Genomic DNA, 14380 nt, shown 5'->3' with positions numbered 1-14380 from the left:
TTTCCTTCCACGTTCCGTTGCACGGACGGTTCGGTTCTCGCCTGGTGAGTCACTGACGGGTTGCCTGCGGGCGGTCAGTGTCTCGCGGGATGATGACCGGGATGTTGGTGGTGCACACGTGACCGCCCCCGGCAAGGGTCACGAGCCGCTGTGTGTGAACTCCCAAGAGCCGCGAGAACGCTCGGGATTCTGCTTCACACAGTTGCGGGAATTGTTCTGCGACGTGCTGGACAGGGCAGTGACCCTGACACAGTTGCAGCATAGGGACACCGTTGACGGGTCGCACACTGGCAGCGAATCCGTCGTTGGTGAGGGCTTGCGCGAGTTGTTCTACCCGTTCCCGTGGGTCGGTTGCGGTGAGAACTTCGGCGTACCGTTCTTCATAGTGTGCAAGGCGACTAGCAGCAAATTGTTCGACTGCTTCCTCCCCTGCGATGTGTTCAAGAAATTTCAGGGCGTCGTTGGCGATCCCTTGGTAGCCACCTTTGAGTTGGACGTGGGCTTTGTCTGTTGCCACGTACCGGCGTGAGGGGCGTCCACGGGTGCGTTGTGTGGGGGCGTCAGTGTGGACGGCGATCATGCCGTCATCTTCTAGGTGCGCAAGGTGTCGGCGGATCCCGGCTGCGGTCAGTCCTAACATGCGGGAAAGGGTGGCAGCGTTGATAGGCCCATCGGACACGATGAGTTGAAGAACTCGTTCTCTGGTGGTTTCTTCGTCACCGGCCACTGCCATAGGTGGCGTCCCGTGATTGTTGATGCTGGAGCGCGAAGGTCCAGGCGTGTCACCGCGTGGGGATTGGTCCGTCATGCGTTTGTCACCTCTTCCGTGTCTCCGACTACAACAACATTAAGCAACATCTTTGTTCCCTAATTGAGGTTTGACAAGGAAGGCATACCTCACCTACCCCCTCCTCACACGGTGATATCCGACACCTTCGGCCCCATCGCTTGGGTCAGAGACCAGACATCTTCAGGAAACCACCCTAGACTCAAGGGCGTGCCCCGACACCACGACGACTCCGCCCCAGCGCTCGAACTCCACCGGGTGACAAAAAGGTACAACGGCTCCCCCGTTGTCAATGACCTGACACTGATGGCTCAACGTGGGCACGTCACTGCAGTTCTGGGCCCAAACGGTGCCGGTAAAACAACAACGATTGAAATGTGCGAAGGACTACGAACACCTGACCACGGTGATATTCGAGTCCTTGGCCTGCGCCCGCGTGAGGATCGCAGCGTCCTGCGCGAACAAGTCGGTGTGATGCTTCAAGATGGAGGTTTACCTACCTCGGTAAACGGGCACACTCTCCTCACCCATGTTTCTCGTTTTTACGCGGACCCTTGGCCGGTTCACGACCTCGTCGAACGCCTTGGCCTTGCCTCGTTCTTCACCACATCTGTGCGGCGCCTCTCTGGTGGGCAGCGTCAACGCATCGCATTAGCTGCCGCGCTCCTTGGTCGCCCACAGCTTGTCTTCCTCGACGAACCAAGCGCCGGGCTTGACCCGCAATCTCGGCATGCGGTGTGGGACTTGATCCGCGCCCTACGCGAACAAGGCACCTCCGTACTCCTGACCACACACCTCATGGATGAAGCAGAAGCACTCTCTGACCACGTAGTCATTATGGATCATGGAACAGTGATCGCCCAGGGCAGCCCCACCCAACTCACCGCCCACGACGCATCAACAATCACGTTCACCACAGCAACCCCGCTCGACACCACCGTGCTCCACGCGGATACGCAGATCACAGCTCGCCCGCACCCCACGCTCCCCGCAACATGGACTATTTCTCAGGGTGCATCAGCACAGACACTTGCCGCACTCGCGCAATGGTGTGCTGACCGCGGTGTCACCCTCACCTCAACCACGCTGGGCAAACGAACACTTGAAGATGTGTTCCTCGACATCACAGGACGTCACCTCAGATGACCACACCACTTCCCACCGGCACCACCCACGCTGCTCCAGCACCAGCACGCGTATGGGCTCAAGCCCGATTTGAACTCGGCGCAATTGTGCGCAACGGTGAACAACTCATGGTGACGATCCTGCTGCCTTTGGGCCTGCTCATCTTGCTCGCCACGACCCAGGTCATTGACCTCAACACCCAGGGGCTTCACGCCATTGAGTTCGCAACCCCTGGCGTGATGACCTTGGCTATCATGAGTTCGGCACTCACCTCTCAAGCCATCGCCACAGCATTCGACCGCCGTAACGGTGTGCTGCGGTTCCTTGCCACCACTCCCCTGGGCCAATCAGGGCTTCTCATGGGGAAAATCCTTGGCGTACTCCTCATTGCGGCTGTCCAACTGATACTCATTACAGTTGTGGCCTACTTCCTTGGTTGGCGTCCGTCTCTGACCGGGATACTTCTTGCTCTCCCGGTCGCCATACTTGGTGTCGCAGCGTTCACTGCTTTGGCCCAACTACTGGCGGGGACCGTCCGCGCTGAGGCAGTCATTGCTTTGGCCAACATCCTTCTAGTCGTTCTCCTCATTGGTGGTGCTGTCCTTGCACCGGCTTCCCAACTTCCCGGGGTGCTCCAGCCTATTGCGTTGCTGTTGCCCTCCGGGGCTTTGGGTGAAGCCCTTCGCGGGGCGTTCAATGACGGGGCGATTCCTCCGCTTTCTCTTGTGGTGTTACTTGCCTGGAGCGCAGCTCTGGGTTGGGGCGCCCGCCGACTTTTCCAATGGAGTTGATGTGACCGCTGTCCCGGATTCTGTGCCACCGCCGACCGCAACGCGTCGATACCCATTTAGTCGACGTCGGATTGGCGCTATGCTCCTCGGGGTTTTCCTCATTGGTGTGGCAGTCGGGCTATTCCGGCAGGCAGCCCTTGGCACCGATCCGTTCACCACGATGAATGTTGGGGTGTCATCGCTGATCGGCTGGGAGTTTGCTTTCTATCAAGTTGTCTTCAACATTGGGCTACTCGGCGTTGTCCTGATCACTGACCGTCGGCACATCGGTCTGGGGTCGCTGTTCAACATGGTGCTTGTCGGATACATCTCCACCGCTGTACTCATTGTGCTCTACATTCTCAGCGATGTGCCGATCATGCCGGACTACACCCTAATGTGGGTACGTGTTGTCACGCTCGGTATTGCCGTACTCCTTGCCTGCCTTGGTGTAGCGCTGTATATGACCGCCCAACTCGGTGTAGGCCCCTACGATGCGCTTGCCCGCATCATCTCTGATGCCACCGGAGGCCGACTGTCTTTTCGTACCTGCCGGATCATGACTGACACTCTCGCGGTCCTCATCGGAGGAACTACGTTCTACCTTTCCGGTGGGCACGTACCTGCAATTGTTGGGGCAGGAACGCTCATCATGGCGCTCGGCACAGGGCCTTTAGTTCAGTTCTTCATTGACCGTGTCGCCATGCCCTGGTTACACAGGGATGTTCCACCCATGCCCGCTGCTTCACCTCGCCCAATCTCTGTCAAGGAGTGACCAGCATGTCTTCGTCTCCCAACGACACCACTGTGCGTCCCCGCACCTGGCGGTTACACCGGTGGGCTCACCCTATTGCGATTGCAAACATCGTTGTTCAGGTCGGCATTGTTCTCACTGGTGGGCTGGTTCGGCTCACTGGGTCTGGATTGGGCTGTTCGACCTGGCCGATGTGTGAACCCGGCCAGTTCACCCCGCAGTTCCATGAAGCGACCAGTTTTCACCCGTTTATCGAGTTTGGGAACCGGACTCTCACCGGTGTTCTTGCGGTTGTCGCTATCCTCCTGGTCCTTTCGGTGGCTTTTGATCCCACCCGCACTCGTTTTGTGCGCACACTTGCTTGGGCACCACTCATTGGGACTGCTCTTCAAGCGGTCCTTGGCGGCATCACTGTTCTTGTAGACCTTCACCCGGCGATTGTTGGGTCTCATTTTATTGTGTCCGTCATCATTATTGGGTTGAGCGCACTCGTCCAGTTCTATGTCAGTGACACACCACGGCCGGGGATTGCTGGGGTGCCCCGCTGGCTCATTATTGCGGTACGTTGCGCACTTGTCGCGTTGATCCCGGTCGTTGTTCTTGGTGTCATTACTACAGGGGCTGGCCCCCACTCAGGTGACGCCGAGATCGGGTATCGCTTCGCAGTTGATCCGATGACGATGGCACGTATCCATGCCATGAGTGTCTGGGTCTTCGTCGCGGTGTTAGCAGTGACTGGATACGGAGTCTCTCGATACCGGGCAGTGGTCACGCCAACTCAACGGCGCGCATGGCTGTGGGTTGTTGTTGTCACTGCACTTCAAGGGCTAGTCGGTTACTTTCAAACCTTTAACGGTTTGCCCATTGCCGCGGTTGCGACGCACATGCTCCTGGCGGGGATCCTAACCGTTGTGACGGTTCGCTGGGGGCTGCTCTTCACGACACTTCGCGCCACTCGGGTAGGCGCTCACCTACAGTCGTGACGCCGACGTACTCGTGGCGGGGTCAGGAGCACATGCGCTCCTGACCCCGCCACGAGTGTTGGTCATGCGGTTAGGAACAGGTTGCGCCGTTCAGTGTGAAGCTGGTGGGTGCGGGGTTGTTCCCGTTGTGGGTTCCGTTGAAGCCGAACTCCACGGTTTGTCCTGCGTTAATGGTGGGGTTCCAGGCAGCGTTGGTGATGGTTGCTGTGGAACCTGTTGATGTGTTGGTTGCGGACCACAGGTTGGTGATCTGTTGACCGGCAGGGAAGGTGAACGCCAGGCTCCAGCCGTTAATGGGTTGGGTGGAGGTGTTCGTGATCTTCACTGTTGCGGTGAAACCACTGTTCCAGTCGTTGGTGGTGTAAGTGACATCGCATGTGCCACCTTCACCTGGGTCGGTTGGGTCAGTGGGTTCTGGGTCCGGATCGGTAGGATCGGTGGGTTCTGGGTCCGGGTCGGTTGGGTCAGGGTCCGGATCAGTAGGATCAGTGGGCTCTGGGTCCGGGTCCGTTGGCTCAGGATCAGGATCTGCGTCATTGAACAAGTGCTCGTAGTCTGCGAGCGCTGTAGCGATCGCGGTTTGTGCCCAGAATCGGTGGTAGTTAAATTCTGGTTCTTCTCCACCGTCAAGGTAGGCCTGGACTTTGGGCCAGTCTGGGTCGTCGAGGTAGAACGAACGGATGTCGAGGAATGATACTCCTGGTTCGATGACGTCACCGTTGGGCATGGTGCCGCTCCACCCTGGTGGCACGTAGGTTCCGTCACCGCCTGCGGTGTAGACGTCGTCAAAGCGTTTGTAATCGCCTCGTTTTTCGGTGGTTGAGACACCGATGTCGTCTCGGTGGTATTCCCACATGTAGTCAAGGAGTTTGCGTGCGCCTTCTTGTGCTGCGTCGTCTCCGGTGGCTGCGGCGTAGTACATGAGGGTGCGTGCGTAGGCTGCTGCGACTCCGACGTCTTGGCCGTGGCCGGAGACGGTGACGGTGAGGCCAGCGTTATTTCCCGGGTTACTGGGATTCCAGGTGTCTGGTTTCCCGGACCATGCGAGGTTGGATGGAATGGACCAGTTCTCGTCATCGGTGAAGTTGGTGTTTTCTAGTGCCCAAGGAACCCACTTGTCGAGGATTTTTTTGGCTCGTGGGTCGTCTGTTTCGTGCAGGAGTTGGGCGACTCGTTCGAGTGACCATACTTGCATGCCGAACCACTCGTTTGAGGGTGGGTCGTGGTAAACGGGTGCTTCGGTGTATCCCATTCCGTAGAAGGTTGGGGTGCCTGCTGGTTTGGCTGCGTAGGCGCCATCCCATGAGTTTGTTGCCCCACCAGCGATTCCACCGTCGGCTGATTGGAGCCATTGGTAAAATTCGAGTTGGCGGTCCATGGATTTCGCCCAGTCGTCTTGCGCAGTGGGTGATTGTGGGATGAGGTCGGCGTCTGTGGACAGAACCCATGCGGCCATTGGGTTTTGGTAGCCAAAGTGTGCGTGGGAGGAGCCAATGCGCCATGCCCATCCGGCGTTGGAGTCGGTTGCACCGCCCCAGGCGTAATACCAGGAGAGCAGGTAGTGCGCGGATTCGCGGTTTTGGGCTGCGGTACATGATGGGGAGTTACACCCTACTTCTTTGAAGTACTTATCAAACATGGCGTAGCGCAGGTAGTCACCCATTTTGGACGCTTTGTCAACGGTGGCAGCAATCTCGTTGCCTTTGCCTTGTTCTTCGGCCCACTTTTTGGCCCAGTAGATTCCGTCGATGGCGCGGGCATCTGCGTCTGGCGCGTTGGTGTACTTCCACTGTTTGGCGTAGTTGGAGTCTTTGGTGAACAGGTCTAGGTACCCGTTTGGTCCACCGAACTCGAATTCTTCACAGCTGGGTTGTGGAATGGTTTCCCACACGGATTCTTGAGGTCCACGTTGGAAGGTGTTGATGTAGGAGACACCTTCGTAGTCTGGCCCAAGTGTGCAGCCTGGTCCTGGGGCTGCCCCGTATCCGTAGATGTTGTCGACATCAGCGAGCCAGTGCATCCCGTAGATGTCTGAGGTTCCGTAGGTTTGGCGGAGTTCGGCGCCAATTGGGTCACGGCCTGAGGACACCCCAGAGTTGAGTTCGCTGGGGTATTGGGATGGGTGGTTGTACTCGGCGGCGTAGGTAGCCGGTGAGTTGGGGTTGTAGAAGGAGTTGGTGGGTTGATCTTCGGATTGTGGGATCATGTAGGTTTCCATGGTTTCCCACGCGTGGTTGAGGGGTTCCCAGTCCCCTGTGACACGCCCGTAGACTGCTTCAAGCCAGATCCAGAAGCTGTATGCTTCTGAGGTTGTTTCGTGCCCATAGTCGGGTGCCTCGACCATGAGCGTTTCCACAGCGTGGTAGGGGATCCCTTGGGGGCTGAAGTAGCCGTTGTCGGGGTTGTGAATGTCCTCATACAGTTCGAGGAATCGCTGGTCATACTCAGTGAGCGCGTCTTGTGTCACCACGGTGTCGCGCACGGGTGGTGTGGTTGTCGTCGCGGTCGCAGGTTGTATGGCGAACCCTGCGAGAAGCGACGATGCGCCGATAGCCGCGAGCCACGCCCACGGTGTTCTGCGCTGTGTCGTTCTAGCCATCAGAGTACCTTCCTGTTGGAGTACCGCACCGTTGCGGTGACGCCACCTTGCCAGCGTTTATTGATGCGCTTCGACGGCTTAACCGTTTAGGACAAGTTTTTCCTCGAAGTTTCACCAGCGTTCTCCCAGCGTGTGCTGGTACCAGGTGGTTGTCCTTCCTGTGGTCGCGCTCTCGTGGGGCACAGCAAAGTGGGGGTAGACCTGCTGGTCTACCCCCACTTTTGGTGAGTGTTATTCCGGTTTACGGCTCGAGGGAGGTGGGGTGTCATTCTGGCACTTCCCCACCCCAAGGTTGGTGCGCTTACTGATGCGCCAAAGGCTCCAGGGACGCTGGCCTGCTCCGCCTTTGTGGCCAGGGAGTGTCAACGGGCCGCAGGGATGCCCACCCGGTTGCCCGTGCTGCTTGTGCTGCAAGGATCCCCACCACAGCTGAAGGGTTGTGCAGGTCGCCCGCTAAGACAAGAGACACAGCCTCATCTAGTGGAACCCAGGCGCGTTCCATCCCTACCTCTTCATCAACGCGTTCATGCTGTTCTGCATGGGGAACCTCGGTGAGGTTGCGGGCAAGAAACACACGGAGCGCTTCATTATTTCCCCCAGGGGTTGTGAAGTAGTCTGCGAGTACAGCCCACGAGGTCGCTCGTAGATCAGCTTCCTCATACAGTTCTCGGGCAGCTGCCTGCGCCGCGTCTTCACCTGCCACATCAAGCAAACCAGCTGGTGGTTCCCACAAAAATGAACGCACTGGGTGCCGATACTGGCGCAACAACAACACCTCATCACGGTCATTGAGCGCGATGATCGCCACTGCCCCAGGGTGATCCACATAATCGCGGGTCACCACACCAGCTGAGCCTAGATCCACTATGTCTCGCACGAGATCGAACACTCGGCCTTCAACAAGGACCTCTCGCTGCGTGACCGGGCGAGCCTCCTGAACGTCAGCCACGGGCGTCATCGGCACATAGGTGTCAGGCATGTTGTTGCTCCAACGCTGCTGCAATCAGCCCGGAAAACAACGGGTGAGCGTTGGTTGGGCGCGACTTAAACTCCGGGTGTGCCTGCGTTGACACATAGTAGGGGTGCACATCGCGTGGCAACTCAACAAACTCAACAAGTTGTCCGTCAGGGGACGTCCCTGACATGTGTAGCCCTGCAGCTTCCAACTGTTCCCGGTACGCATTATTGACCTCATACCGGTGACGGTGACGTTCAGACACCTCCGTTGCCCCGTATGTCTGAGCAAGGACAGATCCTTCACGGAGCACAGCCGGATATGCACCTAACCGCATTGTGCCACCAAGGTCCCCAGCCCCATCAACAAACTCTTCTTGCTCTTTGATCGTGGCGATCACGGGGTGGGGTGTCTGCGGATCAAACTCCGATGACGAGGCACCCTCAAGGCCAAGAACGTGACGCGCATACTCCATCACCATGGACTGCATACCTAAGCAAATACCCAGTGTGGGGATTGCGTTTTCACGCGCCCACTGCAACGCACCAATCTTGCCCTCAATGCCGCGCACACCAAACCCACCAGGAACAAGCACCGCATCAACGCCTGCGAGCGCGTCCTTAGCCCCCTCCGGGGTGTCGCACATGTCTGACGCAACCCAACGGATAGCGACTTTCGCATCATGAGCGAATCCGCCAGCGCGCAAGGCTTCCGTCACAGACAAATAGGCGTCAGGTAAATCAATGTACTTACCCACGAGAGCGACCTCGACCTGGTGCACAGGATGGTGAACCCGACGCAGCAACCCGTCCCACTGCTCCCAGTCCACCTCTCCAGCGTCCAATCCAAGCCTGCGGACCACATAGGAGTCGAGCCCTTCGGCGTGGATCACCCGTGGGATGTCATAAATGGAAGGGGCATCTTGGCACGTCACAACTGCTTCGTTGTCCACGTCGCACATCAACGCGATCTTGTCTTTCACAGACGTGGGGATGTCGCGGTCAGTACGCAACACGATCGCGTCTGGTTGGATACCAATCGACCGCAACGCAGCAACGGAATGCTGTGTAGGTTTAGTTTTCAGTTCACCTGAGGGGCCAATGTAAGGCACCAAGGAGACGTGAACGAAGAAACAGTTGTCCCGCCCTAATTCGTGGCGGACCTGACGCGCGGATTCCAAAAATGGTTGCGACTCGATGTCCCCCACAGTGCCGCCGATCTCTGTGATGATGACATCAACATCGTCACTGGCCTGAGCTCTCATCCGCTCTTTAATAGCATTGGTGATGTGCGGGATCACCTGGACGGTGTCACCCAAGTACTCGCCGCGCCGTTCCTTAGCAATCACCGACGAATAAATCTGCCCCGTCGTCACGTTCGCGACAGCATCAAGGTTGACATCCAAGAAGCGTTCATAGTGACCAATGTCCAGGTCAGTTTCTGCACCATCCTCGGTGACAAACACTTCACCGTGTTGGAACGGATTCATCGTGCCAGGATCCACGTTGAGATACGGGTCCAATTTCTGCATTGTCACGCGCACACCGCGCGACCGCAACACACGACCAAGGCTTGAAGCAGTCAATCCCTTACCAAGAGAAGACGCCACACCTCCGGTCACAAAAATATGCCGGGTTACGTGCGCCGGCGTCGAAGAAGTAGGGGCCAGGGCTGAGTTTGCGTCATTCACCACGGAATTCAACTCTATCAGCGACCGTACGTTCACCCCATGGGCACACGAGGTGATGTTCACGACCTCGCCGCGCGCCGCACCAATCAACCTCCATCACAGCAGACGTCAAGCGCAATACGTGCGTTCCAACTGATCGCCCACCATCTCAACTGTCGGCAACGTCGCATACTGCATCGTGGACGCCTCAACAAGTTCAGCGACCCGCGCCGGAGAAGCCACCAACCCCGCCACTTCACGGGCAAGAGCAGTCACATCCCCCACAGGAACGAGCACTGCAGCATCTCCCGTGACCTCACGTGTTCCACCCGCATCTGTAGACACCAAAGCAACTCCCACACTGAGCGCCTCTTGCACAGCGATTGGTTGCCCCTCCCACACCGGGGTTTGCACCACAACATCCGCAGAAACGAGAAACTCCGCGACATTATCCCGCCGCCCCGCCAACACAACCGGCACACCCAACTCCAGCACCCGCTCACTTACCCGATCACGTAACGGGCCATCACCCACAACAACCCACCGAAAACGCACGCCCGCCTGAACCAGCGCGCCAGCCACATCAACAAGCGTGTCCAAACCCTTTTGCGGAGCCAACCGCGCCACCGTCACCAACAATGCCTCCTCAGGGCCCACCTGCCACTGAGCTCTTATCTGAGCGCGCACCCGATCACGCGCACCATCAGGCACTGTCACCACCATCGCAGGCGCAGGCACCAATGCACGCTCCACCTGACGAGCCCCACGCTCACGCATCCGATCAACCAGATCACCTGACACACCAAGGACGGCACGTGCAGAGCGGGCAACCACCCACTCAAGGACTCGAGACACCCACCGCACACGCCACGACCCCACAGGTTTATTGTGCAACGTCACCACCAATGGGGTGTTCACCCCCACTAAAGCCAGCCCTGCCAACGCGCCCGCACGCAACCCATGCGCATGCACCACATCAGCGCCACGTCCCACCGCGCGCAGGGCACGAATCGCCCCCACATCAGCTGGCCTTGGCCGGTCAGCTATCACGACATCAACATGCCGCACACCCGTAGGGATCGTGTGCGCAGAACCGCCAGCAATCACCACATCGTGACCACGAGACGCTAGTTCTTGAGCCGCCTGAAAAACGTGACGGGCAACTCCACCCGCACTGGAACCAAACACCTGAACAACTCTCACAACACCCTCCCCCGCCCTCGAATCAACCGACGCACATCACCACGATCAATGACAGCCACACTCACAAGGACACACACCAACGCCACCGAAGCACCAAGCGCCCCGACACCCACCGCCATCCACGTTGATGCACCAGGCTCCAACAACACGCTGCTCAAAGACCGCCCAGCTATCCCACCGACCACTGCCCCCACCCCAGAAGCCGCTACAGAACGCCCAACACCACTGAGTGCGCGGCGCCCACAATCACGGATCACAGCAACAACAAGAAGCACAGCGGCGATAGTCAAACCAAGAGTGTGTGACAGGCCCACAATCACGAGAAACTGTGCTGCTGTGCGGGCCTCGGGAAGCAGCATCACCCCCGCGATCATGCACAACGACACCAATGCCCACCCAGACGCAGTCGCGATCACCGCAGCACGCCCGTTATCACGGGCATACAACACACGAGACAGATGATAAATAGCGGCAAGACCAAGCACGCTCGGTGCAAGACTGAGTAACAAGGCTCCCATTCCAGGAACACCACCACGAGTAAACGATTCGAAGAACACCTCGACCGCCCAACTCGCCGCCACTAACACCGCTGCCCCTACCCCACAAATCACCACAACAAGACGCGATGTTGACGAGACGAGTAACCCCAATCCCACATCATCACCACTCTGGGCAAGCGCAGACAATCGCGGGAACGCACTAGTTGCCAGCGGCACGACGAGAACCGCATACGGCAAAAAATACACGGCCTGACCATACTGAAATACGTTCAGTGACGTCGGGTCACCCACAGTGGTCGCAAGCCTCATCACCACCACGGTGGTTACTTGCTGGGCAACAAGAGCGCCCAACCCGGCGCCCGCAAGAGAACGCGCCCGCGCCGCCTGACCATCAGGAAACGACACCCGCAACCGAGGCCAGATACCCAACGCCAACATGGGGGCCACCATTGTCAGTGCCATCGCAGCCACCCCAGCAGTTGTCCCCCACGCCAGCACCCCCAGCGACAACGTCGACAACGCAAGCGGATCTGTGTGACTGCCCTGCGCTAGCCGATCAAACGCAAAGTACACAACCATGACAACCAGGGACGACACCAGCGGAGCAAATGCTGGCCAAAAAAACCGGCGATGTGCCTGAAGCACACCTCCCGCAACAATCCCTACCCCATACAACGGAATTTGCGCCGCGAAAGCACGAAGAAAAAAGACTGCCGTGTCTTCCCACTCCGTGCCCACGAGCCCAGAGGCCACCGACAGGATCGGACGCGCCCCCACAACAACAACAAGTGCCAGTGGAACTAACACAATCAAGGTCCACGTCATCAACGCCGACGCAGAGTCACGAACCTTGTCTTGACGATCCTGAGAAACTGCGCCTGTTAACAGCGGAATCACAGCACTTGCTAACGCGCCCCCCGCAACAACTTCGAAAAGCACATTAGGAAGGAGGTTGGCTGCAGCATAGGCTTCGGCCACTCCCCCCGTCCCCACCCAGGACGCTTGAGCAATCCACCGGCCAAACCCCAAGACGCGCGACGCTAACGTCACGGCAGAAATCAGAACAGCAGCCCCCGCAAGGGTACTCAGGCGGGAGCGGAAATCACCCTTCACGGGCAGCGGGGACGCCATCACCAGGCGCACACTCACTCGACGACGCACTACTTGCTGCGCGTCGCCCCCACAGGTCAACGCGCTGAAGCCACGGAGTGCTCTCAATCACGCGAGAAAAACTCACACGTTCACTTGCCACAGTCAAACCAATGATCACTGCGGTGGCAACCACGCGCGCCCCACGTGAACCATGAGCAGCAAGCGATGCGCCCAACGCTGCCCCCAACGCATTGGCACCACAATCGCCAAGCATGTCACGTTCATCAAGGTCACCTGGCCACGCGGCCCCGGCAGCCCCAGCAACAGCGCCCAGACTCGGATCCTGGTGAGTCAACAATCCGATGAGCGCCCCACCGCTCGATGTCTTCAGCGCCCGCCCCGGACGCAAATCCAACAAATTCACAAGATTAGCGCTACCAGCGATTAAGGCCGTGTCAATCACCCAATCGCCCACTGGACGCTGACCAGCCCCGATTATCGCAGCAGCACCCGCCGCGCCAGCCCCAATACCCAGCACTTTAAGACCACCAGTGGTGAGGTGCCCTCGACTGAGCGCACCTAGATGCCCCCGCAGCCCTTTTGAGCGTTGTGACGTATCTTCACAGAGATCATCAATGAGTCCGAACGTCGCCGCTGACGTCACGGCAACTGCGGTGGCAACACTTCCACGACTAATAGCGCGGTCTTGAGCTAATGCACCTGCGGCGAGAGTGCCCGCTACCACACCCGCAGCAACAGCTGGACCTTCGTACAAAGAAATCGGTTCACCACGATGATTCGTCCGAATCCAGCGCTGACCTTGGTCTTGGGGAAGCAACCCAAACGCGGCGCGGGAAGCTACCGTCACAGCACCGGCAACAACACCAGCGGCAAAAAACCGTCCCACCCCCATTAGGATTCCCCCTCATCACCATCAGCGTTCTGCGCGTCTTCCTCAGCATTCGCTACGCTTCGGACAGGAGCATCAAGAGTCACCGCCGCGGGCACTAACGCATTAGCACTCGACTCAAAACCAAAATGACCCACCTTATTGCCAATTGCAGCAGCAAGCGCCAATGGCGTGTTCAACCGGCCAAACGACAAATCAGTATCCGACACAGTCGACACCAACTTGACCAACGACGAGTCCTCGCGAATCACCGACACCACATCGCCGTCAACAACATTCGACGCTGCAACAACAACACCCTCCGACAAGTGAGCAGCAGCCTCAGCGATATTGGCATACAACAACGACTGTTCGGTGTTGTCTGGCACCTCACCGTCATAAGAGCGTGCGTCGAGGATGATCACTGCATCGGCTGGAACCGACGTGTAGGACACCAACTCCACTAAGTCCGCACCCTCAAGAACTTCCAGTGCAAGAGCCGCGTCGTCTGATACTGCTTGTGGGTCTGCCGGGTTCGCCTGTGTCAAAGCCACCACCAACGCAGACGCCAAAGCTTTATCTGACGCCACATCACGCCGGTCCTCAGGCAAGAAATCAACGAGGGACGAAGCATACGATTGGCGTGCATCTGCTTGATCGCCCGCCGTCCAAGCATCTGTCACACGAACACGCGATGTTACTTGCGCACCAGAACTCTCGACCTGCTCCACGACCCCCTCATACAACGCGTCAGAGACGTCAGAGACCTGAATAATCGCGACACGACGTTCACTGAGAACATCGTGGACGGTACGCCGCGACACCGCGTCAATGTACTCATTCAGTCGGTCATTACGTAGTGCCAGCGCATCAGCTTCACTCCGAAGGTCATCCTTCTCCTGGCGCAGTTGCTCCACCTGTCCAGTGAGCTGATTAGAAATCGACTCCTTCAACGGACCAGCACCCAAAATAATGCCCACCGCTAAAGCGAGGAATACAGATATCAGCGAGACGAGGTGGTATCTAAAGTCAATCACGACACAGCACTTTCTAA

Annotated in this window: 12 protein-coding genes; 4 read left to right on the top strand and 8 right to left on the bottom strand. The window is 58.1% G+C overall.

What is annotated here, in order from left to right; translation table 11 throughout:
* Positions 1 to 49 precede the first annotated feature (49 nt).
* Positions 50 to 808 (bottom strand): helix-turn-helix transcriptional regulator, encoded by a 759-nt coding sequence (locus JDEN_RS05725; RefSeq protein ID WP_015771423.1) that lies wholly within the window; start codon positions 806 to 808, stop codon positions 50 to 52.
* Between the two features lie 189 nt (positions 809 to 997).
* Here JDEN_RS05725 and JDEN_RS05720 point away from each other — a divergent pair, with 189 nt between their 5' ends.
* From JDEN_RS05720 to JDEN_RS05705, 4 genes are read left to right on the top strand one after another with little or no spacing between them, the layout of a single operon-like run.
* A complete protein-coding gene (locus JDEN_RS05720) occupies positions 998 to 1933 on the top strand; it encodes an ABC transporter ATP-binding protein (RefSeq protein ID WP_015771422.1) in 936 nt (311 codons plus the stop codon).
* The gene (locus tag JDEN_RS05715; RefSeq protein WP_015771421.1) at positions 1930 to 2703 is read left to right on the top strand and encodes an ABC transporter permease; all 774 of its coding nucleotides are present in this window, start codon (positions 1930 to 1932) and stop codon (positions 2701 to 2703) included. The genes JDEN_RS05720 and JDEN_RS05715 overlap by 4 nt, the downstream gene beginning before the upstream one ends.
* A 1-nt stretch (position 2704) precedes the next feature.
* A complete protein-coding gene (locus JDEN_RS05710) occupies positions 2705 to 3457 on the top strand; it encodes a YczE/YyaS/YitT family protein (protein ID WP_049754435.1) in 753 nt (250 codons plus the stop codon).
* Positions 3458 to 3462: 5 nt separating this feature from the next.
* Positions 3463 to 4419 (top strand): COX15/CtaA family protein, encoded by a 957-nt coding sequence (locus JDEN_RS05705; protein ID WP_015771419.1) that lies wholly within the window; start codon positions 3463 to 3465, stop codon positions 4417 to 4419.
* 70 nt (positions 4420 to 4489) lie between these two features.
* On the opposite strand, the gene JDEN_RS05700 is transcribed toward JDEN_RS05705, so the two are convergent.
* From JDEN_RS05700 to JDEN_RS05670, 7 genes are all read right to left on the bottom strand, one after another.
* The gene (locus JDEN_RS05700; RefSeq protein ID WP_015771418.1) at positions 4490 to 7018 is read right to left on the bottom strand and encodes a glycoside hydrolase family 48 protein; all 2529 of its coding nucleotides are present in this window, start codon (positions 7016 to 7018) and stop codon (positions 4490 to 4492) included.
* Between the two features lie 301 nt (positions 7019 to 7319).
* Entirely contained in the window at positions 7320 to 7997 is a 678-nt protein-coding gene (locus JDEN_RS05695; protein ID WP_015771417.1) for an NUDIX domain-containing protein, read from the bottom strand.
* A complete protein-coding gene (locus tag JDEN_RS05690) occupies positions 7990 to 9684 on the bottom strand; it encodes a CTP synthase (RefSeq protein WP_083775200.1) in 1695 nt (564 codons plus the stop codon). Before JDEN_RS05690 ends, JDEN_RS05695 begins: the two co-directional genes overlap by 8 nt.
* 87 nt (positions 9685 to 9771) lie before the next feature.
* A complete protein-coding gene (locus JDEN_RS05685; RefSeq protein ID WP_015771415.1) occupies positions 9772 to 10845 on the bottom strand; it encodes a glycosyltransferase family 4 protein in 1074 nt (357 codons plus the stop codon).
* Entirely contained in the window at positions 10842 to 12494 is a 1653-nt protein-coding gene (gene murJ / locus JDEN_RS05680) for a murein biosynthesis integral membrane protein MurJ (protein WP_143713252.1), read from the bottom strand. The genes JDEN_RS05685 and murJ overlap by 4 nt, the downstream gene beginning before the upstream one ends.
* Positions 12448 to 13350, bottom strand: coding sequence for a hypothetical protein (locus JDEN_RS05675; protein WP_015771413.1), 903 nt, complete (start codon positions 13348 to 13350; stop codon positions 12448 to 12450). Before JDEN_RS05675 ends, murJ begins: the two co-directional genes overlap by 47 nt.
* Positions 13350 to 14363 carry a copper transporter gene (locus tag JDEN_RS05670; RefSeq protein ID WP_015771412.1) on the bottom strand — a complete coding sequence of 338 codons (1014 nt, stop codon included), beginning with the start codon at positions 14361 to 14363 and terminating at the stop codon, positions 13350 to 13352. The genes JDEN_RS05675 and JDEN_RS05670 overlap by 1 nt, the downstream gene beginning before the upstream one ends.
* Positions 14364 to 14380: the final 17 nt, after the last annotated feature.

Source organism: Jonesia denitrificans DSM 20603, from assembly GCF_000024065.1.
GTDB classification, from domain to species: Bacteria; Actinomycetota; Actinomycetes; order Actinomycetales; family Cellulomonadaceae; genus Jonesia; species Jonesia denitrificans.
This window is presented reverse-complemented; position numbering and strand designations above follow the sequence as displayed.